Here is a 25,280-nt window from a genome sequence, read left to right as displayed (position 1 = left end):
CGTCAGGGGCCCCGCGGAGGCGCGACTAGAGTTGACGGCGACATCCCCAATGACGTCGGAAGAGGCTTCACCCATGACTGCTGACCGTCCCACCTCCGTGATCGTCGCGGGCGCCCGCACCCCCATGGGTCGGCTGCTCGGCTCGCTCAAGGACTTCTCCGGGTCCGACCTCGGTGGCGTCGCCATCAAGGGCGCTCTCGAGAAGGCGGGCGTCGCCCCGGAGCAGGTCGACTACGTCATCATGGGCCAGGTGCTGCAGGCCGGTGCCGGCCAGATCCCCGCCCGCCAGGCCGCGCACGCCGCCGGCATCCCGATGACCGTCCCGGCCCTGACCATCAACAAGGTCTGTCTCTCGGGCATCAACGCCATCGCCATGGCCGACCAGCTCATCCGCGCCGGCGAGTGCGACGTCGTCGTCGCCGGAGGCCAGGAGTCGATGACCAACGCGCCGCACCTCATGACGAAGTCGCGCGAGGGCTACAAGTACGGCGACGTCACGATGCGCGACCACATGGCCTTCGACGGCCTCTGGGACGCCTTCACCGACCAGGCGATGGGCCTGCTGACCGAGCAGGCCAACACGGGCGAGCAGGCCTTCACGCGCGAGGAGCAGGACGAGTTCTCGGCGCGCAGTCACCAGCTCGCCGCCAAGGCGTGGAAGGACGGCCTCTTCGACGACGAGGTCGTCCCGGTGAGCATCCCGCAGCGCAAGGGCGACCCGGTCGTCTTCAAGACCGACGAGGGCATCCGCGCCGACACGACGACCGCGTCGCTCGGCGGTCTCCGCCCGGCGTTCAGCAAGGACGGCACGATCACGGCCGGCTCGGCGTCGCAGATCTCCGACGGTGCCGCAGCGGTCGTCGTCATGAGCAAGGCGAAGGCCGAGGAGCTCGGTCTCACGTGGCTCGCCGAGATCGGCGCGCACGGCATGGTGGCCGGGCCCGACTCGACCCTCCAGCAGCAGCCCGCTCGCGCCATCGCGCGTGCCTGCGAGAAGGAGGGCATCACGCCCGCGGACCTCGACCTCGTCGAGATCAACGAGGCCTTCGCGGCCGTCGGCCTCGCGTCGGCCAAGGAGCTCGGCATCGACGTCGACAAGGTCAACGTCAACGGCGGCGCCATCGCCCTCGGCCACCCGATCGGCATGTCCGGTGCCCGCATCGCCCTGCACCTCGCGCTCGAGCTGAAGCGTCGCGGCGGCGGAGTCGGCGCGGCTGCCCTCTGCGGTGGCGGCGGTCAGGGTGACGCCCTCATCGTCCGCGTGCCCGCGACCGCCTGATCGCCCGGGTCCTGCACCGCGTGGCGCGCCGATCCGTCGACGTCCCCGCCCTGGTCGAGTCGGCCAGGGCGGGTTCGCCGCGCGCCGTCGCACGCCTCATCTCCCTCGTCGAGGACGGGCACGAGTCCCTCCGCGAGGTGATGGCGGCGCTCGCGCCGCATGCCGGCAACGCGTGGGTCATCGGTCTCACCGGCTCGCCTGGCGTCGGCAAGTCGACGACGACGACGGCGCTCGTCGGCGCCTTCCGCGAACGCGGCCTGCGGGTCGGCGTGCTCGCGGTCGACCCGAGCTCGCCGTTCTCTGGCGGGGCGCTCCTCGGCGACCGCGTCCGCATGCAGGACCACGCCCTCGACCCCGAGGTCTACATCCGTTCGATGGCCTCGCGCGGCCACCTCGGCGGACTGTCGTTCACGACGCCGCAGGCCATCCGGGTGCTCGACGCGGCCGGGTGCGACGTGGTGCTCGTCGAGACCGTCGGGGTGGGTCAGTCCGAGGTCGAGATCGCCGGGCTCGCCGACACGTCGGTCGTGCTGCTCGCGCCCGGCATGGGCGACGGCATCCAGGCGGCCAAGGCCGGCATCCTTGAGATCGGCGACGTCTTCGTCGTCAACAAGGCAGACCGCGACGGCGCCGACGCGACGGTCCGCGACCTGCGCCACATGATCTCGCTCGGCGACCGCACCGAGCCCGGGCTGTGGCGGCCCCCGGTCGTGAAGACCGTTGCGGCACAGAAGGTCGGCATCGACGAGGTCATGGAGGCGCTCGACAAGCACCGGGCGTTCGTCGAGGAGAACGGGGAGCTGGCACGGCGCCGCGAACGTCGCGTCGCCGACGAGATCGAGACGATCGCGTTGACGACGCTGCGCGCCCGGCTCGGGCACGTCGGTGGTCACGAGGGTGTCGCCGCGCTGGCGCGTGACGTCATCGCCGGGCGCACCGACCCGTATGCCGCCGCCGACCGTCTCGTCGAGCAGCTCGGCCCCTGAGCGGCGGGCGCGGGCCCGGTGTTCACCGCGACACATGAAGCCGGGTCGGACGGTGTAGCCCGTGCTCAGGACCTGAGAGCTGCGTGGAGCTGCTGTGTCGCGCGGGCCTTCGCCTCGGCGCGGAGGAGCACGGAGGCGACCCACCCCTGACGCCGCATCACCTGCTCGTAGGTGAACCGGTAGACGTCCCAGTCGGCCAGTGTCAGCTCGTCGTATCGCCAGCAGTCGACGACGAGCTGTTCTCTGCCGGTGTGGAACTCGTGGCTGTCCGCCTCGACGACGATTCCCAGGGCCACGTCGACGAGATCCGGGGTGACCCGCTCACCGCCGGCCACGGCGATGCCGACCTGGGGGCGGAGGTCGAGGCCCGGTACGTCGAGCGCGATGGCACGCAGCACGGACTCGAAGGGGTTGGCCGCCTTGCCCGACGCGTGTGCGAGAACGCGCAGCACGCGCGGTCGTCCGGGGCCGCGGACCTGCCGCGCCGCAGTCGCGAGGTCGCCGGCCGCCACCCGACGGGACCGAAGCGCCGAGTCGGCGATGGCGAGAGCCTCGTCGAAGGGGAGATGACGGGCGCAGTCCACCACGGTGCGAACCGGTGACGTGACGCCCGCGGCCGCGTCCCGAGGGTCGATGAGGGAGGACCAGATCCGCGCCCGCGGCCGGATCTCGGCCGCGATCTTGCGCCCACGGGGCACGGTGATCTCCGGCGTCGGCGGCACCGTCTTGACCTTCCAGCCGTGCGCGAGCGCTGCGGAGCGGTGCGAGACGACGGCACTCAGCTCGTGCGCGACAGCCGTGGCCGCGTCGACGTCGCGAAGCAGGTATCGCCCCGGGCGCGGGCGCAGGACACGCCCCTCCGCCACCGCTCGCCGGAGCCGCCCCTTCGAGACGAAGGAGCGCAGCTCGGCGCGCGTCGCGACGCCACCGAGTCGCCACAGCGCGTCCACCACCAGATCCACGACGCCAGCCTGCCGACCGGTAGAGGAGCATCGAGCGCGCTGTCCACAGGGCCTCGGAACACACGAAGTGCGCGTCGTCGGTCAGGCTCGTGCGTGCGGAGAGCACGCGATCGTGCTTGCTGTGTCGAGGGGGCCGCTCGCGGGGCGCGCGGGGACGCGTGGGGAGCAGGCGGCATACGGACGCGGGGAACGGACGGCGGACGTAAATGGATGGCGCCGTGGACGCCGCGGTGTCACCGTCGAGGGATGGACATCATCCCGCTCGACCATGACGACGACGTCATGCTCAAGGAGCTCTTCGGCGTGGCCACGCGCAGCGAGTCCGTCTCGCGCGTCCAGCCGATCCAGCGCACCGAGGGCGAGTTCCTCAAGATGGTGCGCTTCTCGTTCCCCGGCGAGCGCGAGGAGAGCGCGGTCGCGGTCGTCGACGGCTCACCCGTCGGCTGGGCGCGCGTCTTCTTCCCCGAGCGCGACAACCTGGACAAGTGCTGGTCGCACCTCGAGGTCGACCCGCAGCACCGCCGGCAGGGCGTGGGGACCGCCCTCGTCGACTGGATGGAGCAGCAGGCCCGGGCAGCGGGCCGGGAGATGCTCCTGACCGAGGTCTTCGTGCCGGTGGGCGACCGCGAGTCGCACGCGGACCGCGAGTTCGCCCTTCGCCGTGGCTTCACGGTGTCGAGCGTCGAGATCGTGCGCTCGCTCCCGCTCCCGGTCGCGGCCGAGGTCATGGCCGAGCACGAGCGTCGTGCCGCGGAGGCGATGGGCGACCTCTACGAGCTCACCGTCCACGTCGACGGCGTGCCGGCCGAGCTGCGGCAGGGCGTCTGCGACGCATCGAACCGCCTCATCCTCGACGCCCCCACGGGGGACGTCGAGTTCGAGCCCGAGTCGATGACCGTCGACGACTACGAGACGCTGCTGCAGCACCTGCGCGACACCGGTCGCACGATGGTCACGGCGGTCGCCGTGCACCGCGAGTCCGGCGTCGTCGCGGCCTACACAGACCTCTCCATCCCGTCCGGGGACCCGCACGTCGTCTTCCAGTGGGGCACCCTCGTGCTGCCCGAGCACCGCGGTCACCGGCTCGGCATGGCCGTCAAGGTCGCGAACCTCAAGGAGCTGGCCCGCCTTGCGCCAGAACGGCGTTCGGTCCAGACGATGAACGACGAGCAGAACCCGTGGATGGTCCAGATCAACAAGGACCTGGGCTTCGCCATCATCGAGGAAGCGCTGACGATGAAGAGGGCCTTCTAGGCCGAGCGGCGCGGTGGGGTGCTCGCGCGACGACGGCGGAGGCGGCATACGGTGAGGTCATGCTGATCGCCTTCTCCGTCGCTCCCACCGTCGCGGCCGACGACACGGGGTCCGTGTCCGACGCCGTCGCCCGAGCCATTCGCGTCGTGCGCGACTCCGGTCTGCCGCACCGCACCGACGCGATGTTCACGACGATCGAAGGGGAGTGGGACGAGTGCATGGCTGTCGTGAAGCAGTGCTGCGACGTGCTGGCGGAGACCTCGCCACGTGTCGGGCTCGTGCTCAAGGCCGACATCCGTCCCGGCTGGACGGGCGAGCTCGACGGCAAGCTCGAGCGGCTCGAGGATGCGCTCGGCCGTCAGCAGGGTGACTGAGCAGGACTGGCGCCTCAGGCCGCTCGAGCCCGATGACTGCGACGAGCTCGGCCGCGTGCACATGGCCGTGGCGCGACGCGTACGCAGACCTCATGCCGGCCGACTACCTCGCTGGGCTGAGTGACGAGCGCTGCGCGGACCGCTGGCGTGAGCGGGTCGCCCTGCCGGCGGACGCTCCGGAGCGCACCCTCGTGGTCGTGGACCCGGGCGGCCGGCTCGCGGGCTTCGGCAGTGCCGGCCCGAGCCGTGACGAGGACGCACCCACCGACTCGGAGCTGTATGCCGTCAACCTCGCCCCGCACGCCCGTGGCACAGGCGTCGCCGACCGGCTCGTCGACGAGCTCCTCGGTGACCGCGAGGCCACCCTGTGGGTCATCGAGGGCAACGCGAGGGCTCGGGCCTTCTACACGCGGCGTGGCTTCGTCGACGAGGGCAGACGCGAGGTGCACGCACCGACCGGCACCCCGGAGATCCGGATGGTCCGCCGTCTCGCCTGACGCGCGCAGGACAATCTGCGCATAACGGGCATGCGGTGTTGCTGCCGAGCGTGACCTGTCTGACATTGGCTCGTGTTGCTGCACGAACTGCGTCAGGAGTGTCCGGAAATGTCCTCGGCGAGCCGTTCCCGCGGATTGGGGATGCGGCATGGTCCGTGCGTATCGTGGGTCGCGGCCGAACGTGCTCGGCCGATCCCCTTGCGTCACCGAAAGGCTTTTCCATGCCCCGCACCGCGACTCGTCGACGTGCTCTTGCCGCCGCGCTCGCCTGCGCTGCCATGCTCTCCGCCTGCACCGGCAACTCCGACGACGGCACCGCCGGCACCGGCGTCTCGGCGACTCCTGTGGTCGCGGCCGACGCGGCTGACACGACCGCCGCCTCGGCCGTCGGTGCCGCAGCGACGGCCTCGCTCGACGCCTCGGCCGCCGGTGCGGCTGCTCGCAGCAAGGCCTTCGTCGGCGCTGCGCTCCAGTCGGCGAACGCGTACGCCAAGACGCTGCCCGGGCGCACCGCCGCGGAGAAGGCCGACGCCGAGCTCGCCACGACCGGCGTCAAGGTGCTCGCGCTGTCCCGCGCCGGCGACGCCCCCGCGCAGATCCTCGCCCAGACGACGCTGAAGAAGACCGGTGCGGCCGTCCTCGTGCTGCTCGTCGGTGGCCAGTCCGGTGCGCCGTTCAAGGCGGCCGCGGTCACGCCGATGCTGCCGGACGCCAAGCTCGACGCCCTCGACCCGACGAGCGACGGCTCTGCCGCCATCGCCGACGGCAAGGGCCTGAGCGCCAAGCCCGACGACGTCGTCAAGGCGTTCGCCGCCTCGGTGAAGTACCCCGACCCGACGGCGACCAAGGTGCTGGCCGACGACCCGCTCTCGGAGCAGCTGCGCCAGTCGGCGCGCGCGCAGTCGCAGGCCCTCAACAACCAGGGTGCCTTCACCCAGGAGCACGAGCCCAAGGGCGTCATCGGCGGCCTGCGCCTCAAGGACGGCAACGGCGCCATCGTCTTCGCCCACCTCGTGCGCAGCGACGCCATCGCCATGCGGACGCCCGTCAAGCTCACCCCGGCCAAGGACCTGACGCTCCTGACCGGCATCAAGCAGATCACGACCGAGGCGAACCTCACCTCCAACGAGATCGTCGCCATCGTCATCCCTGCGTCCGGACAGGCGCGCATCGTCGCCGCTTCGGACCAGCTCGTCGCCGGCTCGGGTCGGTGAGGCAGGATTGATCTATGAGTCACCAGCCATTCACCGCAGCAGCACTTCGCGGTGCCGTCGACCTGTCATCGCTCAAGCGTCCGGCCCAGCCGGCTGGCCCCGCATCCGCAGGGGCCTCCACCTCCGCGGACGGTGCTGGCCTCGTCATCGAGGGCACTGACGCCTCGATCCGTGACGTCATCGCGGCGTCCGACCGGCACCCCGTCGTCATGGTGCTGTGGTCGCCGCGGCTGCAGGAGTCGGCCGACTTCGTCACGACCTTGGGCTCGGTGGCCCGCCGCTACGCGGGTCGCTTCCAGCTCGTCACCGTCGACGTCGACGCGAACCCCACGATCCTGCAGGCCTTCCAGGTCCAGGCCGTGCCGGTGAGCTTCGCCTTCGTGCAGAGCCAACCCGTGCCGCTGTTCGAGGGCGTGCAGCCCGAGGCCCAGGTCACGGCCGTCATCGACCAGGTGCTCCAGCTCGCGGCCCAGCACGGGGTCACCGGCACCGTCACCGTCGGGGACGACGTCGAGGCATCGGCCGACGAGGCCGAGCAGGAGCAGCCGCTGCCGCCGCTGCACCAGAAGGCCTTCGACGCCATCGAGGCGGGTGACCTCGACGGAGCCGCCTCGGCCTACCGTGAGGCCCTCGTCCAGAGCCCTGCCGACACCGACGCCAAGCTCGGCCTCGCCCAGGTCGGGCTGCTGCAGCGCACCCAGGGCGCCGACCTCCAGGCCGCCCGTGCCGCTGCGGCCGCCGCACCGACCGACGTCGACGCGCAGATCCTCGTCGCCGACCTCGACCTGCTCGGGGGACACGTCGAGGACGCCTTCATGAGGCTCATCGACACGGTGCGCGTCACGGCGGACGCCGACCGCAACAAGGCACGCGAGCACCTCGTCGAGCTCTTCGAGGTCATCGGCGTCACCGACGAGCGCGTCGCGAAGGCACGCAAGTCGCTCATGAGCGCCCTCTTCTGAGGGCCCGACACGAAGCGGGCCGTCCTCCACGTCGGAGGGTGGCCCGCTGTGCTGTGTGGGTGCGGTCGCGTGCCGTCGGGTGTCAGGTGGCCGACGTGGCGACGAGCGCGTCGGCCAGCCGGCTGACGACGTCGGCGGCCGTGGCCCCGACCGGGTCCGTGCCGTCGACCCACAGGCCCCAGTGCGGCGTGGCAGGGTCGGCGCCGTCACGGACGACGACCACGTGGACGGGCTCGGGCTCGACGAGGTCGAGGAAGTCCTCGAGCCGGTCCCCGAGCGCGTCCTCGGCGACGACCGCGTCGAGCCCCTCGAGCTGGTAGGTCTCGGCGACGGCCAGGGCCGCCGACCAGCGCAGCAGCCGCCTCCGCAGCTGCTCCGACGTCGGCGGCTCGTCCCACCCGGGGACGGCGCCGCTCGTGACCGCTGCCTCGAGTGCCGCGCCGTCGACGACGACCGCCCCGTGGAGACGAGCAGCCACGGCCGATGCGAGGGCGGCCCGGGCCTGGGGCCGGGCCGCCGTCACGAGGACCAGCCGGCCCCGCGGACCGGACTCGTCGAGCTCGCTCATCCGCCGAGGGCCGCCGACACGACGTCCTTGGCCTCGGCCTGGACGCGGGCGAGGTGCTCGGCGCCCTGGAAGGACTCGGCGTAGATCTTGTAGACGTCCTCGGTGCCCGACGGGCGTGCGGCGAACCACGCGCTCTCGGTCGTCACCTTGAGGCCACCGATCTTGGCGCCGTTGCCCGGGGCCTCGGTCAGCTTGCCGGTGATCGGCTCTCCCGCCAGGGTCTCGGCCGTCACGTCGCTGGGGGAGAGGGCGCCGAGCTTGGCCTTCTCCTCACGCGACGCCGCTGCGTCGATGCGGGCGTATGCCGGGTCGCCGTGTCGCGCTGTCAGCTCGGCGTAGTGCTGGCTGGGAGTCCTGCCGGTCGCCGCGAGGATCTCGGACGCGAGGAGGGCGAGCAGGATGCCGTCCTTGTCGGTCGACCACACCGTGCCGTCCTGGCGCAGGAAGCTCGCTCCGGCGGACTCCTCCCCGCCGAACCCGACCGACCCGTCGAGCAGCCCGGGCACGAACCACTTGAAGCCCACGGGGACCTCGAGGAGCGTGCGTCCGAGGTCGGAGGCGACGCGGTCGATCATCGACGAGGACACGAGGGTCTTGCCGATGGCGGTGGTCTCGGGCCACCCCGGACGGGCGCCGCCGTAGAGGTACTGGATGGCGACGGCGAGGTAGTGGTTGGGGTTCATGAGGCCGGCGTCGGGCGTGACGATGCCGTGCCGATCGGCGTCGGCGTCGTTGCCCGTCGAGATGTCGTAGGCGTCCTTGGCGTGGATGAGCGAGGCCATGGCGGACGGGGAGCTGCAGTCCATCCGGATCTTGCCGTCCCAGTCGAGGGTCATGAAGGCCCACTGCGGGTCGACGCGCGGGTTGACGACGGTGAGGTCGAGCCCGTGACGCTCGCCGATCTCGCCCCAGTACGCGACGGACGCGCCGCCGAGCGGGTCGGCTCCGATGCGTATGCCGGCCTCGCGGACCCGGGCGAGGTCGACGACGTTCGGCAGGTCGTCGACGTAGGTGCCCATGAAGTCGTAGGAGCCGGCCTCGCTGCGCGCTCTCTCGAAGGCGACGCGGCGGACCTCGCGCAGCCCCCCGCGGATGAGGGCGTTGGCGCGCTCGGCGATGACCGAGGTCGCGTCGGTGTCGGCCGGTCCGCCGTGCGGCGGGTTGTACTTGAAACCGCCGTCGGCCGGGGGGTTGTGGGACGGCGTGACGACGATGCCGTCGGCCAGTCCGGTGGCCCCGGAGCCCTTCCCGCGGTTGGCGCGGAGGATGGCGTGGGACACGGCCGGGGTCGGCGTGAACCCGTCGCGGTCGTCGACGAGCACCTGCACGCCGTTGGCGACGAGCACCTCGAGCGCCGAGCGCCAGGCCGGCTCGGACAGGGCATGCGTGTCGCGGCCGATGAAGAGCGGCCCGTCGAAGCCCTGCGAGACGCGGTAGTCGACGATGGCCTGCGTCGCGGCGAGGATGTGGTCCTCGTTGAACGCCGTGCGCAGGCTCGACCCGCGATGGCCAGACGTGCCGAACGCGACCTGCTGGTCGGGGTCGTCGACGTCGGGGTGCCGGTCGTAGTACGCCCCCACGAGGGCGTCGACGTCGACGAGGTCCTCGGCCTGGGCGGGCTGACCGGCGCGCGGGTGGGTCATGAGGGGTCTCCGTTCGGGGTCGGGTCGGCGTCGCTGCTCGCGAGGGTCCCGGCCACGACGGTCGGGACGGAGGGCTCGTCGACGGGGACGAGCCAGACGGTCGACAGGCGCGGGACGGTGAGGTCGGCGGCATACGGCTGCTGGTGCCAGGACTCCTCGCGCGCCTCGACGACGATGCCGGTGCTGCTCGGGGCGTCCGGGTGGTAGCCGGCCGTGTCGAGGACGACCGTCCACCGGCCGCCGCGCGGAAGACCGATGCGGTAGGACTGCTGCGTCTCGCCGCTGAAGTTCATGACGCACGCCACGACGGGGGCGTCGGTCGCCCGGTCGCCCTTGCCGAAGCGCAGCCACGAGAACGTGTTGTGGGCTGCGTCGTCGGCCTCGAGCCACTCGAAGCCCGAGCGGTCGGCGTCGAGCTCCCACAGCGCCCGGTTGCCGCGGTAGATGCCGTTGAGGTCCTTGACGAGGTTGTGGACGCGGTAGTGCAGCGGCTGCTCGAGCAGCCACCAGTCCAGGCTGCGGCCCTCGGACCACTCGGACTCCTGGCCGAACTCGCAGCCCATGAAGAGCAGCTGCTTGCCGGGGTGGCACCAGAGGTAGGCGAGGAAGGCGCGGAGGGTCGCGACCTGCTCCTCGCGGGAGCCGCGCGACTTGCGCAGCAGCGAGCCCTTGCCGTGGACGACCTCGTCGTGGCTGATCGGCAGCACGAAGTTCTCGTCGAAGGCGTACATGAGCGAGAACGTCAGCTTGCCGTGGTGGTAGCTGCGGTAGATCGGCTCCTCGCCGAGGTACTTCAGCGAGTCGTTCATCCAGCCCATGTTCCACTTGAAGCCGAAACCGAGGCCGCCCTCGTTGGTCGGCTTCGTGACGCCCGGCCACGTCGTCGACTCCTCGGCGATCGTGACGATCCCGCCGACGCGCTTGTACGCGGTGCCGTTCGTCTCCTTGAGCAGTTCGACGGCCTCGAGGTTCTCGCGCCCGCCGTCCTTGTTGGGCACCCAGGCCCCGGCGTCGCGGGCGTAGTCGAGGTAGAGCATCGAGGCGACGCCGTCGACGCGCAGGCCGTCGAGGTGGAACTCCTCGAGCCAGTAGATGGCGTTGGCGACGAGGAAGTTGCGCACCTCGGGCCGGCCGTAGTCGAAGATGTTGGAGCCCCACTCGGGGTGCCAGCCCTTGCGGGGGTCCGGGTGCTCGTAGAGCGGCAGGCCGTCGAAGCGAGCCAGGGCCCACTCGTCGGTGGCGAAGTGGCCGGGCACCCAGTCGAGCAGGACCCCGATGCCGGCCCGGTGCAGCTCGTCGACGAGGAAGCGGAAGTCGTCGGGGCGGCCCCAGCGGGAGCTCGGGGCGTAGTAGCCGGTCACGTGGTAGCCCCACGACGGGACGTACGGGTGCTCCATGACGGGCAGGAACTCGACGTGCGTGAAGCCGAGGTCGCGCACGTAGTTGACGAGGTGCTCGGCGAGACCGCGGTAGCCGAGCTCCTGGCGCCACGAGCCGAGGTGGACCTCGTAGATGCTCATCGGACCCTCGTGGGCGTTGCTCGTGCGGCGGCGTTCCATCCAGTCGTCGTCGCGCCAGTCGTAGTGGGTCTCGGTGACGATGGCCGCCTGCTTGGGCGCGACCTCCGTCATCCGCGCCATCGGGTCGCTCTTGAGCCGGACGAGCTCGTCGGGTCCGCGCACGGCGAACTGGTAGTTCATCCCCTCCTGGGCGCCGGGCAGGAAGAGCTCCCAGATGCCGCTCTCGCCGAGTGCCCGCATCGGGTGCGAGCGGCGGTCCCAGTCGTTGAAGTCGCCGATGACGTGGACGGCCCGTGCGCGGGGCGCCCACACCGCGAAGGACACCCCCCAGACGTCGCCGAGCGGTCCGGGGTAGTGGCGCACGTGCGCGCCGAGCACGGTCCACAGCTGCTCGTGGCGCCCCTCGTTGATGAGGTGGCGGTCGATCTCCCCGAGGGTCGGGGCGAAGCGGTAGGGGTCGTCCTGCTCGTGCTCCACGCCGTCGCCGTACTCGACGAGGAGGCGGTAGTCGTGGGTCGTGCCGAAGTCCGGCGAGGTCATCGACCAGATGCCGTCGCGGACGTGCTGCAGCTCGACCCGCTCGCCCGAGTCGATCCGGGCGCCGACCCGGGTCGCGAAGGGGCGGTATGCCGTGATCGTCAGGCCGCCGGGGCCGACGTGGTGGCCGAGCAGGTCGTGCGGCTGGCCGTTGCGGCCCTGGAGGAAGGCCGTGATGGCGGCGTCGTCGAGGGAGGGACCGTGGGCGGTCTCGGTGGTCATGGCGTGCCTTCCTCGGTGGTGAGTCGCTCGACGGCGCCGAGCGGGATCGGCAGCCACGAGGGCCGGTTGCGGGCCTCGTAGACAACCTCGTAGAGCGCCTTGTCGAGCTCGAGCGCGCGAGTCAGTGCCTGCGCGTCGGCGTCGGGCGCCCCTGCGACGGAGGCGTACCCGTCGAGGAAGGCGGCCCGGCAGGCTGCCGCCCAGGCGGTCGCGTCCACCGGCGACTCGGCCAGCGCCACGGAGCCCGCGGCGTAGTCGAAGGAGCGCAGCATCCCGGCGACGTCGCGCGCCGTGAGATCGGGGAGTACGCGTTCGGCGAGCGGGCGCAGCGGCTCGCCCTCGAAGTCGAGGGCCACCCACCCGCGCTCGGGCACGTCGAGCACCTGGCCGAGGTGGTAGTCGCCGTGGATCCGCTGCAGCGACGGCCAGTGCACGTCGCGCACGGACGCGACGACCCGCTCGACGGCGGCCGAGCGCGAGGCGAGGTCGGGCACGAGGGCCACGGCGGCGGCATACCGCTGGCGCATCGACGCGACGACGGCCTCTCGCGCCTCGGGCGTCACCTCGTGGGTGCCGAGGGCGTGCGCGAGCGCGGTGTGGATCTGGGCCGTGACGACGCCGAGGTCACGGGCACGGTCGGTGAAGTCCGTGCCCGACGCGGCGGCCACGAGGGCGACCCGCCACGCGTCCTCGACCCCGGGGATGAACTCCTGCGCGAAGGCGAGGTGGCCGTGCATGGGGGCGGCGTCGGACGGGCCGTCCCAGGAACCGGAGAGGTGGCCGATGGCCATCGGGACGCGGTCCGAGCCCTCCTGGGTCAGCGCGGACTGGACGACGACGTCGGGGTTCTCGCCGTCCTGGAGGGTGCGGAAGACCTTGACGATGACCGGCTCGGCCGGGCCGCCGTGGGGAGTGGTCATGCGGCAGATCACCGACGTGTTGGACTGCTCGCCCCTGAGCACGGTCGACGACGACACCGACCCGTCGGCGTGGCCGGTCGAGGAGCCCGTGGCGAGCGCGTTGCTGCCGACCGAGGCCTGCGCCTCGTCGGAGACGCCGCCGCCGAGGATCGTCGCCATGAGCTGGCTGACGTAGACCGGGTCGTGCGGTCCGTCGTAGACCCACCGCGTGCCGAGGACGCTGTGCTCCATCGTGCCGAGCAGCGCGTGTTCGGCGCCCTCCAGAGGGGCCGAGCGGTAGGTGAGGGGGACCTGGTAGACGACGGCCGGGGCCACGGCCTCGTCGGCGAGGAGCAGCGTCTCGCAGCCCACCTCGCCCTCGGGGTCCTCGAAGCGGAACCCGCCGACGCGGCGCAGCTGCGGCACGTGGCCCTTGCCGTGGTACCACCGCTGGTGCGGCATCCACTCGGTGACCATCTCGGTCTTGGTCGGCACGATCGTCGCGCCCTTGTGCACGATGGCCATCAGCCGCGGTCCTCCCCGCCCCGCAGGCGGAGCCAGAAGAAGTCGCGCGAGCCGAGCGTCAGGGTGACGCGGCCGTCGCCCGCCACCCACGGGAAGCCGCTGCCGCCGAAGAGGTCGATGAGCTCACGTCCGGCGAGCTCCTCCGGGAGCTGGATCGTCGCCGCCTGGGGACGGCTCGAGAGGTTGTTGACGCAGAGCACGGCCTCGCCGGGCTCGTTGCCGTCGGCCTCCATCGTGCGCGTGAAGGCGAGGATGGCCTCGTTGTCGGCCTCGACGATCGTGAAGTCGCCGAGCCCGAAGACGGGGTGGCGCCCGCGGATCTGGAGCATGCCGCGCACCCAGTGCAGGAGCGAGGCCGAGGAGGCCATCTGCGCCTCGACGTTGATGTTGTTGTAGTGGTAGACGAGGCTGCTGATGACGGGCAGGTAGAGCTTGCCCGGGTCGACGCTCGAGAAGCCGGCGTTGCGGTCGGGGGTCCACTGCATCGGCGTGCGCACCGCGTCGCGGTCGGTGAGCCAGATGTTGTCGCCCATGCCGATCTCGTCGCCGTAGTAGAGGCACGGCGACCCCGGCAGCGAGAGGATGAGCGCGTGGATGAGCTCGATCTCGGGCCGTGAGTTGTCGAGGAGGGGAGCGAGGCGGCGGCGGATCCCGACGTTCGCACGCATGCGCGGGTCGGGGGCGTACCAGCCGTACATCGCGGCGCGCTCCTCGGGCGTGACCATCTCGAGCGTCAGCTCGTCGTGGTTGCGCAGGAACGTGCCCCACTGGGTGCCCGACGGGATGGCCGGCGTGTCCGCCAGCACGTCGATGATCGGGGCGGCGGTCTCCTCGCGGAGCGAGTAGTAGAGCCGGGGCATGACCGGGAAGTGGAAGCACATCTGGCACTCCGGCGCCTCCTCGGTGCCGAAGTAGTCGACGACCTCGGCGGGCGGCTGGTTCGCCTCCGCGAGCAGGATCCGGCCGGGGTACTCGGCATCGACCATGGCGCGCAGCTTGGCGAGGAACTCGTGCGTCCTCGGGAGGTTCTCGCAGTTGGTGCCCTCCTCCTCGAAGAGGTAGGGGACCGCGTCGAGGCGGAAGCCGTCGATGCCGAGGTCCATCCAGAAGCGCACGATGTCGAACATCGCCTCCTGCACGGCCTCGTTCTCGAAGTTGAGGTCGGGCTGGTGGCTGAAGAAGCGGTGCCAGAAGAACTGCCGGCGGACCGGGTCGAAGGTCCAGTTCGACACCTCGGTGTCGACGAAGATGATGCGCGCGTCGTCGTAGCCGTCGTCGGTGTCGGACCAGACGTAGAAGTCGCCGTAGGGGCCGTCGGGCTCGGCACGGCTCGCCTGGAACCACGGGTGCTGGTCGCTCGTGTGGTTCATGACGAAGTCGGTGACGATGCGGATGCCGCGGGCATGGGCCTGCGAGACGAGCTCGGTGAACTCCGGCAGCGTGCCGAACTCGGGCAGGACCGCCTTGTAGTCGGCGATGTCGTAGCCACCGTCGCGCAGCGGTGACGCGTAGAAGGGCGGCAGCCAGAGGCAGTCGACCCCGAGCCACTGGAGGTAGTCGAGCCGGTTGATGAGACCGGTGAAGTCACCGGCGCCGGAGCCCTTCGAGTCGGCGAAGGCGCGGACGAGCACCTCGTAGAAGACCGCCTTCTTGAACCACTGCGGGTCGTGCTTGAGGCCGGGCTGGGACAGGTTGAGGCCCTGCATGCGTCAGTGGCTCCTCACGTGGATGATGTGGACGGGTTCGGAGTCGGGGCCGAGCCGGACGAAGTTGTCCTGGCGCCACTCCCACGTCTGGTTGGTGATGTGGTCGTGTGCGTCGAACGTCGACCACGTGGCCATACCCAGTGCCTCCATGTCGAGGTGCACCCACGTCTCACGCGTGGCGTGCGGGTCGAGGTTGGCGATGACGAGGACGGTGTCGCGCTCACCCGTGGCCCGGTCGACGACACGGGACTTGCTGAAGACCATGACGTTCTCGTCGTCGGCGGCGTGGAAGCGCAGGTTGCGCAGCCAGTGCAGCGCGGGGTGCCAGCCGCGGATGTCGTTGAGCCGCTTGAGGTACCAGGCGAGCGATCGGCTCTCGAGGGGGCCGCCCGGCTCGTAGAGATACCACTGGCGGTCCTTGTACTCGTACTTCTCGTTGTCGATCTGCTCCTCGGCGCCGGGGCGGGCGACGTGCTCCATGAGCTCGTAGCCGGCGTAGATGCCGTAGGTCGGCGACATGGTGGCCGCGACGGCCGCGCGGAGCTTCCACGCGGTCGGTCCGCCGTACTGCATGTAGGGGGTGAGGATGTCGTGCGTCGTCGGCCAGAACGCGGGTCGCATGTACGCCGACCCGGTGTCCTCCCCGGCGAGCTCGGTGCCGTACTCCTCGAGCTCCCACTTCGCGTTGCGCCACGCGTAGTAGGTGTAGCTCTGCTGGAAGCCGGCCTTGGCGAGGTGGTGCATCATCGCCGGCTTCGTGAAGGCCTCGGACAGCCAGATGGTGTCGGGGTGGTCCTGCGCGACATCGGCGATGAGCCACTGCCAGAAGGCGACCGGCTTGGTGTGGGGGTTGTCGACGCGGAAGATGCGGACCCCGTGGTCGAGCCACACCTGGATGACCCGGCGTACCTCGGCGTAGGACCCGGCCGGGTCGTTGTCGAAGTTGAGCGGGTAGATGTCCTGGTACTTCTTCGGCGGGTTCTCGGCGTAGGCGATGGTGCCGTCGGCCCGCGTCGTGAAGAGGTCCGGGTGGGTCTGGACCCACGGGTGGTCGGGGGAGGCCTGCAGCGCGATGTCGAGGGCGACCTCCATGCCGAGCCGTCGCGTCTCGGCGACGAAGTGGTCGAAGTCCTCGAACGTGCCGAGGTCGGGATGGATCGCGTCGTGCCCACCGTCGGGCGAACCGATGGCATAAGGGGATCCGGGGTCGCCGGGCTGGGCCGTGAGCGAGTTGTTGCGACCCTTGCGGGCCGTCGTGCCGATCGGGTGGATCGGCGTCAGGTAGACGACGTCGAAGCCCATGTCGGCGATGGCGGGTAGCCGCTCGGCCGCGGACCGGAAGGTCCCCGAGACCCACTCGCCCGTCTTCTCGTCGCGGTGGGCGCCCTCGGACCGGGGGAAGATCTCGTACCAGGCGCCGTAGAGCGCGCGCTCGCGCTCGACGAGCAGGGAGTACGCCGGTGATGCCGACACGAACTCCCGCAGCGGCACGAGGGCCGCCAGGCCGGTGATCTCCGGTGACGTGGCCGCGCCGAAGCGGTGCGCGGCAGGGGCCCGGTTGTCGCCCAGGGCGACGACGCCCTTGTCGATCTCGGAGGCGTCGACGCCGAGGCCTCGGACGGCCGCGGCGAACCGCTCGAGCACGCGGACGCCCTCGGCGCACATGAGGTCCTCGTCGACGCCGGCGGCGATCTTGATGCCGGCGTCGTGCACCCACGTCGCGTAGGGGTCGGACCAGCCCTCGACGCGGTAGGTCCACCAGCCCTCGCGGTCGGCCACGACGGTGGCAGCCCACTCGGACAGGCCGGGGTTGACGCTGTGCATGGCGAAGTAGTGGTCGGTGCCGTCGGGGTCGGTGAGCACGGCGGTCGCGTTGACCGCGTCGTGGCCCTCGCGGAAGACCTTGGCCCGGACGGTGAACTCCTCGCCGACGACCGACTTCGCCGGGCGGGTCCCGCCGTCGACGAGCGGACGGACGTCGCTCACGGGGATGCGTCCCATCGGAAGCGCGTCACCCGGCATACCCTCGACGGTCGGCGGGGCGCTCACGGGGTGGTCGGGGGCGAGGTGGACGGCTCCTGCCTCGGTGTCGTCGACGAACGCGGTGTCTGCGGTCGGGGTGGCATCGTCGCGTCGTGGAGCTGGGGGAGCGGCGCTGCGCACGCGGTTCGGCTTGCTGGAACGGGGCTTCTTCGCTGAGCCAGTCACGTGATCGACCGTATCGAAGTTGCAGCGTTTGGCCCATGACGCGCCGAGGCCCCGTCCGATGGGTGAAACCTCGCTGCAAGGGTTGCAAGAAGCCGTCATCGCGACCCCTATGCTGTCCCCTTGTGAAGGCCATCCGTCGCTTCAGCGTCCGTACCGTCCTGCCGAGCCGCATCGAGGGACTCGGCGTCCTCGCGAGCAACCTGCGCTGGTCCTGGCACCCGCCGACCCGCGACCTGTTCGAGAGCATCAGCGCCCGCAAGTGGGCCCAGGCCGGTGAGGACCCCGTCAAGCTCCTCTCCCGCCTGTCCTCCGACGAGCTGGCCGCGCTGGCCGCCGACGACGAGTTCGTCGGCAGCGTCGTGGCCGCCAACGAGGACCTGCACCACTACCTCTCCGACGAGCGCTGGTACCAGTCGTGGAGCCGCGAGCAGGAGGCCGCCGGCAAGGCCGCCCCGGCCGCCATCGCGTACTTCAGCCCGGAGTTCGGCATCACGTCCGTGCTGCCGCAGTACTCCGGCGGCCTCGGCATCCTCGCCGGTGACCACCTCAAGACCGCGTCGGACCTCGGCGTGCCGATCGTCGGCGTCGGCCTCTTCTACAAGACCGGCTACTTCAAGCAGTCGCTCAACCGCGACGGGTGGCAGGTCGAGACCTACCCCGTCCTCGACCCCGACGGCCTCCCGCTGTCGCTGCTGCGCGAGGAGGACGGCACGCCCGCCGTCGTCACCGTGAGCCTGCCCGCGGGCCGCCAGCTGCACGCCCACGTCTGGAAGGCGCAGGTCGGCCGCGTGCCCCTGCTGCTCCTCGACTCCGACGTGCCCGGCAACGACGAGCAGACCCGCAAGGTCACCGAGTCGCTGTACGGCGGTGGCGGCGACACCCGCCTCGAGCAGGAGCTGCTCCTCGGCATCGGTGGCGTGCGCGCCCTGCGTCTGTGGTCCCGACTGTCCGGCGACCCGACGCCGGAGGTCTACCACACCAACGAGGGCCACGCCGGCTTCCTCGGCGTCGAGCGCATCACCGAGCTGGTCCGCGACCACGGCCTGACCTTCGACGAGGCTCTCGAGGCCGTGCGCGCCGCGACGGTCTTCACGACCCACACGCCCGTGCCCGCTGGCATCGACCGCTTCGACGCCGCGAAGATCAACCTCTTCTTCGGCGGCGCCAACGCCATCCCCGGAGTGCCGGTCGAGCGCCTGCTCGCCCTCGGCGCCGAGGACTACGAGGGCGGCCAGCCGGGCATCTTCAACATGGCCGTCATGGGCCTGCGTCTCGCGCAGCGCGCCAACGGTGTGTCCCAGCTCCACGGCGTCGTGAGCCGCGAGATGTTCGACGGCCTGTGGCCGGGCTTCGACGACGTCGAGGTCCCGATCTCCAGCATCACCAACGGTGTCCACGCCCCGACGTGGGTCGACCGGGCCGTCTACGACGTCGCCCGCAAGCACCTCGGCACGACCGACATCTCCGGCGAGAACGCCTGGGAGCGCATCGACGAGGTGCCCGCCGACGCCGTGTGGTCGACCAAGCGCGTCATGCGCGAGAAGCTCGTCGCCGACGCCCGACGTCGCGTCAAGGCCTCGTGGCAGAAGCGTGGCGCGAGCGACGCCGAGCTCGGCTGGGTCGAGGACATCCTCGACCCCGACGTGCTGACGATCGGCTTCGCCCGGCGCGTGCCGACCTACAAGCGCCTCACCCTGATGCTGCGCGACCCCGAGCGGCTCAAGCGCCTCCTGCTCCACCCGGAGCGTCCGGTGCAGCTCGTCATCGCCGGCAAGTCGCACCCGGCCGACGAGACGGGCAAGCGCCTCATCCAGGAGATGGTCCGCTTCGCGGACGACCCCGAGGTGCGTCACCGGATCGTGTTCCTGCCCAACTACGACATCGCGATGGCCCAGCACCTCTACCCGGGCTGCGACGTCTGGCTCAACAACCCGCTGCGCCCGTTCGAGGCGTGCGGCACGTCGGGCATGAAGGCGGCTCTCAACGGCGGCCTCAACCTCTCGATCCTCGACGGCTGGTGGGACGAGTGGTTCGACGGTCGCAACGGCTGGGCGATCCCGACCGCCGACGGCGTCGAGGACGCCGACCGGCGTGACGACATCGAGGCCTCGGCGCTCTACGACCTCATCGAGAACGACGTCGCCGCGAAGTTCTACGACCGGGACGCCGCGGGGCTGCCGCAGGGGTGGATCGCCATGATGACCCACACCCTCAAGACGCTCGGCCCGAAGGTGCTCGCGAGCCGCATGGTGCAGGACTACACGGAGCAGCTCTACAGCCCCGCGGCCGGAGCCGGTCGCTCGGTGTCCGGGTCGGAGTTCGCCGGTGCCAAGGACCTCGCCGCCTACAAGACGAAGATCCGCACCGCCTGGACCAAGGTCAAGGTCGAGCACGTCGAGCCCTCGGGCCTGTCGGACTCGCCGCAGATCGGCGACGTCCTCGACCTGCGCGCCTACGTCGCCCTCGACGGGCTCACCCCCGACGACGTCGAGGTGCAGCTCGTCCACGGGCACGTCAACGACGTCGACGAGCTGTGGGGCATGGAGGTCGCCCCGCTCGCCCTCGTCGAGTCCTACGCCGACGGCCGGCACCAGTTCGCCGGCTCGCAGCCGCTGCGCCGCACCGGGTCGTTCGGCTACAGCGTCCGCGTCGTCCCGAAGCACCCCGGGCTCGCCGGCCCGGCCGAGCTGGGACTCGCGCGCAACGCCTGAGGCTCGTTGACCGAGAGCCCGGACCCCTCGTGGGGTCCGGGCTCTCGTCGTCAGAGGGCGTATGCCGTGTGGCGGGGTCTCGACCTCAGCCGGCGGTCGAGCGCCAGACACGCATCGAGGCCGCACCCATCATGACGGGGACGCCGGCGGCGATGGCGTCCGACGGGGGAGCGGGCCGCTCCTCGGCGCTGTCCCAGAGCAGCTCGTAGGCCGTGGCTCCCGGTGCCGTCGGCAGGGTGACCTCGACCGGGTGCGCCGACCCGTTGACGGCGATGAGCACCGACCGCTGGGAGAGGCGCGCCCCGTCGTAGAGGCCCTGCAGGACGTGGGCTGCAGGGCCGTCCCAGCGGTCGCCCATGGGGTGTCCGTCGGCCGCGAACCAGGCGAGGTCGGTCGAGCCGTCGGCATGGATCTGCCTGCCGGAGAAGAACGCCCGTTGCCGGAGCACGGGGTGTTCGTGCCGCAGTCGGACGAGGTGCCGCGTCGTGTCGAGGAGGTCGTCCTGCCAGGGCTCGAGGTCCCACGACATCCAGCTGATCTCGTTGTCCTGGGAGTAGGGGTTGTTGTTGCCGCGTTGGCTGCGGCCCACCTCGTCACCGGCGTTGAGCATCGGCACGCCGGTCGACAGCAGGAGCGTGCCGAGCAGGTTGCGGATCGAGCGGCGCCGCGCCGTCGTGACGGCGGGGTCGTCGGTGCGACCCTCGACCCCGTGGTTCCACGACCGGTTGTCGTTGGAGCCGTCGGCGCCGCTGTGGCCGTTGGCGCCGTTGTGCTTCGTGTCGTAGGTCGTGAGGTCGGCGAGCGTGAAGCCGTCGTGGGCCGTCACGAAGTTGACGGAGGCGATGGCGCCGCGGTCGTGGCGGTCGAAGAGGTCCTGCGACCCGGCCAGGCGGGTCGCCAGCTCGCGGACTCCGTGGCCCACACCCCCCGAGGCGGAGGCCGCGAGGTCGCGCAGCCAGAAGGTGCGCGTCGCGTCGCGGTAGCGGTCGTTCCACTCCGAGAACGGAGGCGGGAACTGGCCCGTGCGCCATCCGTGGATGCCGAGGTCCCACGGCTCGGCCACGAGCTTGGCGCGGGACAGGACGGGGTCGGTGCGCAGGGCCACGAGGAACGGGTGGTCGCGGTCGTAGCCGTCGTCCTTGCCGCGACCGAGGGCGACGGCGAGGTCGAAGCGGAAGCCGTCGACGTGGCACTCCTGCACCCAGTACCGGAGGGAGTCGAGGACCATCCTGGCGACGACGGGGTGCGTCAGGTCGAGGGTGTTGCCGCACCCGGTGACGTCGATGTCGCGGCCCCGGCCGTCGACGCGGTAGTACGCCCGCTGGTCGAGCCCGCGCCACGAGAGCGTCATCCCCTCGCGGGCGTTCTCGGCCGTGTGGTTGTAGACGACGTCGAGGAGGACCTCGATGCCGGCCGCGTGGAGGTCCTTGACCATCGTCTTGAACTCGTCGAGGGCGCCCTGTGGGTCCGCCGTCGACGCGTAGGCGGCGTGCGGGGAGAAGAACCCGAGCGTGTTGTAGCCCCAGTGGTTCGTCAGCCCGCGCAGCACGAGGTCGGGCTCGTGCGTGAAGGTGTGCACGGGCAGGAGCTCGACGGCGGTGACACCCAGCCCGAGCAGGTGGTCGACGAACGCGGGGTGGGCGAGGCCGGCATACGTCCCCCTGAGCTCCTCGGGGACGCCCGGGTGCAGCCGGGTGGCGTTCTTGACGTGGACCTCGTAGATGAGCGACTCGGTGAGTGAACGCCGGGGGAACTCGTCTGCGCCCCAGTCGAACTCGTCCTCGACGATGACGCAGCGGGGCATGTGCGGCGCCGAGTCGCGGTCGTCCCGCACCCAGAGGTCACCGCGCAGGTCCGGGCCGACGCGGTGGGCGTAGACGGCCGGGTCGAGCCGGACCCCGCCCTCGACGGCCCGGGCGTAGGGGTCGAGGAGCAGCTTGGCGGGGTTGTGCAGCAGGGACCGGTCCGGGTCCCAGTCGCCGTCGACGCGGAAGCCGTAGCGCTGCCCGGCCCCGACCCCGGGCACGGTGTCGAACCACGTGCCGTGCGCCCGGTGGCGCAGCGGCACCCGGCGCTCGGTCTCGGAGCCGTCGGCGGCGGTGTCGAAGAGGCAGACCTCGACGGCCCGGGCATGGCCGGCGTAGACGGAGAACTGGGCTCCTTCGGCGGTGAGCCGGACCCCGTGCTCGGGAGGCAGGTCTGGCGTCGCGGGAGGGGGCGGGCACATGTGTCCGAGCGTAGGGGGTGGCCGATCGCACCCCCGGGCCGGATCGACCTCGTCGCGCAGGCTCGTTACGGTTGGCGCATGACCGATCCGACTTCGCTGCCCAACTTCATGCCGAGCGCGCCCGACGCCGGCCCCAACGGAGCCCCCGTCAGTGACGCGCCCGTGCGCGACCGCATCCTCGACGTGCTCAAGGGCCTCGGCATCGAGGCCAGCATCGACGGTGACGGCGACCTCGAGTTCGCCATCGTCGACGACCAGGGCACGAGCACGACGCTCTTCGCCCGCATCGCCGAGGGTGACCTCGCCCTCGTCCGTTTCTTCGGCCAGTGGCAGCTGGCCGAGCCCGTCTCGTCCGACCGCAACGAGCGCCTCGCCCGCTGCAACGACCTGACGATGCAGCTCAACATCGTCAAGCTCTCGCTCGTCCAGGAGAGCCTCGTCGTCTCGGCCGAGCACGTCGTGACCCCCAACGCCGACCTCGACATCCTCGTGCCGCTGTCGGTCAACCACATCCTCCAGAGCGTCGGCTTCTTCTTCCAGTCCTGGCTGCCGATGGACGACGCGCCCGCTCCCGGCGACGCCTGATGGGCGAGTTCGTCCGGCTCGAGGTCGAGGACGGCGTCGGCACGATCCGTCTCGACCGGCCGAAGATGAACGCCCTCAACGTCCAGGTCCAGGAGGAGATCCGCGAGGCCGCCGCCGAGGCGACCGCGCGCACCGACGTCAAGGCCGTCATCGTCTACGGCGGTGAGCGGGTCTTCGCCGCGGGCGCGGACATCAAGGAGATGCAGACGATGTCGTACACCGACATGGTCGAGCGCTCCGGTCCGCTCATGAGCTCGATCAGCGCCGTGGCGCGCATCCCCAAGCCGGTCATCGCCGCGATCACCGGTTATGCGCTCGGCGGCGGCTGCGAGCTGGCGCTCGCGTGCGACTTCCGTGTCGTCGCCGACGACGCCAAGCTCGGCCAGCCCGAGATCCTGCTCGGCATCATCCCCGGGGCCGGCGGCACGCAGCGCCTCTCGCGTCTCGTCGGAGCCTCGCGCGCCAAGGAGATCATCTTCAGCGGCCGCTTCGTCGACGCCCAGGAGGCGCTCGCCATCGGCCTCGCCGACAAGGTCGTGCCGGCCGCCGACGTCTACACCGCCTCCCGGGAGTGGGCGTCGACCTTCGTCGGCGCAGCGTCGTATGCCGTCCGCGCCGCCAAGGAGGCCATCGACCGTGGTCTCGAGGTCGACCTCGAGACCGGGCTCGAGATCGAGCGCCTGCTGTTCGCCTCGCTCTTCGCGACGAAGGACCGGGAGATCGGCATGTCCTCGTTCGTCGAGCACGGACCCGGCAAGGCGCAGTTCGAGGGTCGATGACCCTCACCCGTGCACCGCTCGAGGCGGACCCGCGGCACCCGTGCCGGTGGGTCCGCCTCGGGCGTCCGCGGGAGCTCGGCAGGACCCTGCCGTGACCGCCGAGCCGGGCCGCGGGCCCCTCGACGTCCTCGTCGTCTACGTCCCGGTCGGTGACACCGACGCGGTGCTCCAGGCGCTCTTCGCCGCCGGGGCCGGGACGGTCGGCGACTACCGCGAGTGCGCCTTCGTCACCCGTGGCACGGGACAGTTCCGACCGGTCGCCGGCGCGGCGCCGACGATCGGCACGGTCGGCGACCTCGAGAGGGTCCCCGAGAACCGCGTCGAGCTCGTCCTCGACCGGGCGCTCCGGGCCGACGTCGTCGCCGCGCTCCGGGCCGCGCACCCCTACGAGGAGCCGGCCTTCCACGTCCTCGAGACCGCCGACGTCGACCCCGCCTGACGGGTTCGGGGGCCGCGGCGCCCAAGGGGTGCCTGATCCGGTCGTGGGCCCGACGGTTCGGGGGCCGTGGCGCGCAAGTGGGGCGTGATCGGGTCGTGGGCCCGACGGTTCGGGGGCCGCGGCGCGCAAGGCGGCCTGAACGGGTCGTAGGCCGACGTTTTGGGGGCCGCGGCGCCCCGGCGAGTGCGATTCCGTATGCCGTCCGGCGGCGTCCGTGCGCCGCGGCCGGGTGCGCCTCAGGAGGTCTTGAAGCCGCCGTTGCTGAGCAGGAGCTGGCCGTTGATCCAACCGCCCTGCTCCGAGAGCAGGAAGCGCACAAGGTCGGCCGTGTCGCGGGGTGTGCCGAGCCGGCCCGCCGGGGTGTCGGCGGCGCCGAGCGCCCGGATCCGGTCGTCCATCCAGCCCGTGTCGATCGGGCCGGGGTTGATGACGTTGGCACGCACCCCGCGGGCGGCCAGCTCGATCGCCGCCGCGATGACGATGCGGTCCAGGGCCCCCTTGCTCGAGCCGTAGGGCAGGTTGTGCGCCGTGTGGTCGCTCGTCAGGGCCACGACGTGCGCGGCCGCGGGTCCACCCGGCGCCTGCTCGGGGAGCCGCCCGGCGAAGGCGCGGATGAGGAGCCACGTCGCACGGGCGTTGACGGCGTAGTGCCGCTCCCAGCTCTCGAGCGAGGTCGTGAGGATCCCGCTGTCGACCGACTCGCAGTGCGACATGACGAGGCCGGTCACGGGTCCGAGCCGCTCCGTCGCCGCGGCAACGAGGGCCTCGGGGACAGCGGGGTCCGCGAGGTCGCCGGGCAGGATCTCGACGCGGCTACCCAGGGCCCGGCACTCGTCGGCGACGGCCGCCGGGTCGTCGGCGCCTCGCTCGTAGCCGAGTCGCTCGTCGTAGGGCTGCCAGTGGCCGAGGGCGAGGTCCCAGCCGTCCGCTGCGAGCCCGACGGCGAGCTCGGAGCCGATCGAACGACGCCTGCCGACCCCGGTGACGAGGGCGACCCGGTGGCGCGTGGACGGGGCGGCGGAGGCGGAGGACATGGCGCCCATCCTCCGCAGGCCCGGCAACCCTCGACAACCGGTTTTGCCTCGTCCGAGCCCACCCGACAGGCACGCCCGTGCGCGCGGACGAGACGGGCGGCATACGCACGGGGTCTGGTGGTGAGCGTCACGCCAGAGGCGTGCGGGCT

General features: G+C 71.5%; 20 protein-coding genes. 11 read left to right on the top strand and 9 right to left on the bottom strand.

What is annotated here, in order from left to right; translation table 11 throughout:
- Window positions 1-73 precede the first annotated feature (73 nt).
- Together H283_RS0107565 and meaB are read left to right on the top strand one after the other, a co-directional pair.
- Window positions 74-1,279 (top strand): acetyl-CoA C-acetyltransferase, encoded by a 1,206-nt coding sequence (locus H283_RS0107565; RefSeq protein ID WP_043648568.1) that lies wholly within the window; start codon window positions 74-76, stop codon window positions 1,277-1,279.
- A 20-nt stretch (window positions 1,280-1,299) separates the two neighbouring features.
- A complete protein-coding gene (gene meaB, locus H283_RS0107560; protein WP_020142913.1) occupies window positions 1,300-2,265 on the top strand; it encodes a methylmalonyl Co-A mutase-associated GTPase MeaB in 966 nt (321 codons plus the stop codon).
- A 65-nt stretch (window positions 2,266-2,330) separates the two neighbouring features.
- On the opposite strand, the gene H283_RS0107555 is transcribed toward meaB, so the two are convergent.
- Window positions 2,331-3,227, bottom strand: a complete 897-nt coding sequence (locus H283_RS0107555) for a type IV toxin-antitoxin system AbiEi family antitoxin domain-containing protein (RefSeq protein WP_156023040.1) — start codon at window positions 3,225-3,227, stop codon at window positions 2,331-2,333.
- Window positions 3,228-3,473: 246 nt separating this feature from the next.
- Between H283_RS0107555 and H283_RS0107550 the strand changes: the two genes are divergently transcribed.
- The 5 genes from H283_RS0107550 to H283_RS0107530 all read left to right on the top strand — a co-directional run bounded on the left by H283_RS0107550 (window position 3,474) and on the right by H283_RS0107530 (window position 7,528).
- Entirely contained in the window at window positions 3,474-4,481 is a 1,008-nt protein-coding gene (locus H283_RS0107550) for a GNAT family N-acetyltransferase (protein WP_020142911.1), read from the top strand.
- A gap of 59 nt (window positions 4,482-4,540) precedes the next feature.
- Entirely contained in the window at window positions 4,541-4,855 is a 315-nt protein-coding gene (locus H283_RS0107545; protein ID WP_020142910.1) for a thiamine-binding protein, read from the top strand.
- Window positions 4,856-4,887: 32 nt separating this feature from the next.
- Window positions 4,888-5,352, top strand: coding sequence for a GNAT family N-acetyltransferase (locus H283_RS24370; RefSeq protein WP_020142909.1), 465 nt, complete (start codon window positions 4,888-4,890; stop codon window positions 5,350-5,352).
- Between the two features lie 221 nt (window positions 5,353-5,573).
- Complete coding sequence (locus H283_RS0107535) at window positions 5,574-6,566, top strand: hypothetical protein (RefSeq protein WP_043648566.1); 993 nt, start codon at window positions 5,574-5,576, stop codon at window positions 6,564-6,566.
- A 14-nt stretch (window positions 6,567-6,580) separates the two neighbouring features.
- A complete protein-coding gene (locus H283_RS0107530) occupies window positions 6,581-7,528 on the top strand; it encodes a tetratricopeptide repeat protein (RefSeq protein WP_020142907.1) in 948 nt (315 codons plus the stop codon).
- A gap of 82 nt (window positions 7,529-7,610) precedes the next feature.
- Here H283_RS0107530 and H283_RS0107525 read toward each other — a convergent pair whose 3' ends face one another.
- The 6 genes from H283_RS0107525 to H283_RS0107500 are packed head-to-tail and all read right to left on the bottom strand — an operon-like array spanning window position 7,611 to window position 17,170.
- Complete coding sequence (locus tag H283_RS0107525) at window positions 7,611-8,096, bottom strand: hypothetical protein (RefSeq protein ID WP_020142906.1); 486 nt, start codon at window positions 8,094-8,096, stop codon at window positions 7,611-7,613.
- Window positions 8,093-9,739 (bottom strand): phosphoglucomutase (alpha-D-glucose-1,6-bisphosphate-dependent), encoded by a 1,647-nt coding sequence (gene pgm, locus H283_RS0107520; protein ID WP_020142905.1) that lies wholly within the window; start codon window positions 9,737-9,739, stop codon window positions 8,093-8,095. Before pgm ends, H283_RS0107525 begins: the two co-directional genes overlap by 4 nt.
- Window positions 9,736-12,018 carry a 1,4-alpha-glucan branching protein GlgB gene (glgB, locus tag H283_RS24365; RefSeq protein WP_051103559.1) on the bottom strand — a complete coding sequence of 761 codons (2,283 nt, stop codon included), beginning with the start codon at window positions 12,016-12,018 and terminating at the stop codon, window positions 9,736-9,738. The genes pgm and glgB overlap by 4 nt, the downstream gene beginning before the upstream one ends.
- Window positions 12,015-13,442 carry an aminoglycoside phosphotransferase gene (locus tag H283_RS0107510; RefSeq protein ID WP_028785407.1) on the bottom strand — a complete coding sequence of 476 codons (1,428 nt, stop codon included), beginning with the start codon at window positions 13,440-13,442 and terminating at the stop codon, window positions 12,015-12,017. The genes glgB and H283_RS0107510 overlap by 4 nt, the downstream gene beginning before the upstream one ends.
- A complete protein-coding gene (treS, locus tag H283_RS0107505; RefSeq protein ID WP_020142904.1) occupies window positions 13,442-15,148 on the bottom strand; it encodes a maltose alpha-D-glucosyltransferase in 1,707 nt (568 codons plus the stop codon). The genes H283_RS0107510 and treS overlap by 1 nt, the downstream gene beginning before the upstream one ends.
- A 3-nt stretch (window positions 15,149-15,151) precedes the next feature.
- Complete coding sequence (locus H283_RS0107500; protein ID WP_156023090.1) at window positions 15,152-17,170, bottom strand: alpha-1,4-glucan--maltose-1-phosphate maltosyltransferase; 2,019 nt, start codon at window positions 17,168-17,170, stop codon at window positions 15,152-15,154.
- Window positions 17,171-17,478: 308 nt separating this feature from the next.
- Here H283_RS0107500 and glgP point away from each other — a divergent pair, with 308 nt between their 5' ends.
- Window positions 17,479-20,067, top strand: a complete 2,589-nt coding sequence (gene glgP / locus H283_RS0107495; RefSeq protein WP_020142902.1) for an alpha-glucan family phosphorylase — start codon at window positions 17,479-17,481, stop codon at window positions 20,065-20,067.
- Between the two features lie 85 nt (window positions 20,068-20,152).
- Here glgP and glgX read toward each other — a convergent pair whose 3' ends face one another.
- Complete coding sequence (gene glgX, locus H283_RS0107490; protein ID WP_020142901.1) at window positions 20,153-22,294, bottom strand: glycogen debranching protein GlgX; 2,142 nt, start codon at window positions 22,292-22,294, stop codon at window positions 20,153-20,155.
- A gap of 78 nt (window positions 22,295-22,372) precedes the next feature.
- On the opposite strand from glgX, the gene H283_RS0107485 reads away from it, so the two are divergent.
- The 3 genes from H283_RS0107485 (at window position 22,373) to H283_RS0107475 (ending at window position 24,097) form a co-directional block, all read left to right on the top strand.
- On the top strand, window positions 22,373-22,879 hold the full coding sequence (locus tag H283_RS0107485; protein ID WP_020142900.1) for a hypothetical protein: 507 nt from the start codon (window positions 22,373-22,375) through the stop codon (window positions 22,877-22,879).
- Window positions 22,879-23,658, top strand: coding sequence for an enoyl-CoA hydratase/isomerase family protein (locus H283_RS0107480; RefSeq protein WP_020142899.1), 780 nt, complete (start codon window positions 22,879-22,881; stop codon window positions 23,656-23,658). Before H283_RS0107485 ends, H283_RS0107480 begins: the two co-directional genes overlap by 1 nt.
- Window positions 23,659-23,749: 91 nt before the next feature.
- Window positions 23,750-24,097: a hypothetical protein gene (locus tag H283_RS0107475; RefSeq protein WP_020142898.1), complete on the top strand. Its 348-nt coding sequence runs from the start codon at window positions 23,750-23,752 to the stop codon at window positions 24,095-24,097.
- 236 nt (window positions 24,098-24,333) lie between these two features.
- Here the strand turns inward: H283_RS0107475 and H283_RS0107470 are convergent, their stop codons facing one another.
- A complete protein-coding gene (locus H283_RS0107470) occupies window positions 24,334-25,131 on the bottom strand; it encodes an SDR family oxidoreductase (protein WP_020142897.1) in 798 nt (265 codons plus the stop codon).
- Window positions 25,132-25,280: the final 149 nt, after the last annotated feature.

Source organism: Terracoccus sp. 273MFTsu3.1 (assembly GCF_000383675.1).
Lineage (GTDB): Bacteria > Actinomycetota > Actinomycetes > Actinomycetales > Dermatophilaceae > Terrabacter.
The sequence above is the reverse complement of the archived record's forward strand: the minus strand, read 5'-3'. Positions and strand labels throughout refer to the sequence as shown.

Coding starts and splice junctions, on each gene's coding strand:
- H283_RS0107565 (WP_043648568.1), top strand. CDS start 74: ATGACTGCTGACCGTCCCACCTCCGTGATCGTCGCGGGCGCCCGCACC.
- H283_RS0107550 (WP_020142911.1), top strand. CDS start 3,474: ATGGACATCATCCCGCTCGACCATGACGACGACGTCATGCTCAAGGAG.
- H283_RS0107545 (WP_020142910.1), top strand. CDS start 4,541: ATGCTGATCGCCTTCTCCGTCGCTCCCACCGTCGCGGCCGACGACACG.
- H283_RS24370 (WP_020142909.1), top strand. CDS start 4,888: ATGACTGCGACGAGCTCGGCCGCGTGCACATGGCCGTGGCGCGACGCG.
- H283_RS0107535 (WP_043648566.1), top strand. CDS start 5,574: ATGCCCCGCACCGCGACTCGTCGACGTGCTCTTGCCGCCGCGCTCGCC.
- H283_RS0107530 (WP_020142907.1), top strand. CDS start 6,581: ATGAGTCACCAGCCATTCACCGCAGCAGCACTTCGCGGTGCCGTCGAC.
- H283_RS0107525 (WP_020142906.1), bottom strand. CDS start 8,096: ATGAGCGAGCTCGACGAGTCCGGTCCGCGGGGCCGGCTGGTCCTCGTG.
- pgm (WP_020142905.1), bottom strand. CDS start 9,739: ATGACCCACCCGCGCGCCGGTCAGCCCGCCCAGGCCGAGGACCTCGTC.
- glgB (WP_051103559.1), bottom strand. CDS start 12,018: ATGACCACCGAGACCGCCCACGGTCCCTCCCTCGACGACGCCGCCATC.
- H283_RS0107510 (WP_028785407.1), bottom strand. CDS start 13,442: ATGGCCATCGTGCACAAGGGCGCGACGATCGTGCCGACCAAGACCGAG.
- treS (WP_020142904.1), bottom strand. CDS start 15,148: ATGCAGGGCCTCAACCTGTCCCAGCCCGGCCTCAAGCACGACCCGCAG.
- H283_RS0107500 (WP_156023090.1), bottom strand. CDS start 17,170: ATGCCGGGTGACGCGCTTCCGATGGGACGCATCCCCGTGAGCGACGTC.
- glgX (WP_020142901.1), bottom strand. CDS start 22,294: ATGTGCCCGCCCCCTCCCGCGACGCCAGACCTGCCTCCCGAGCACGGG.
- H283_RS0107485 (WP_020142900.1), top strand. CDS start 22,373: ATGACCGATCCGACTTCGCTGCCCAACTTCATGCCGAGCGCGCCCGAC.
- H283_RS0107480 (WP_020142899.1), top strand. CDS start 22,879: ATGGGCGAGTTCGTCCGGCTCGAGGTCGAGGACGGCGTCGGCACGATC.
- H283_RS0107470 (WP_020142897.1), bottom strand. CDS start 25,131: ATGTCCTCCGCCTCCGCCGCCCCGTCCACGCGCCACCGGGTCGCCCTC.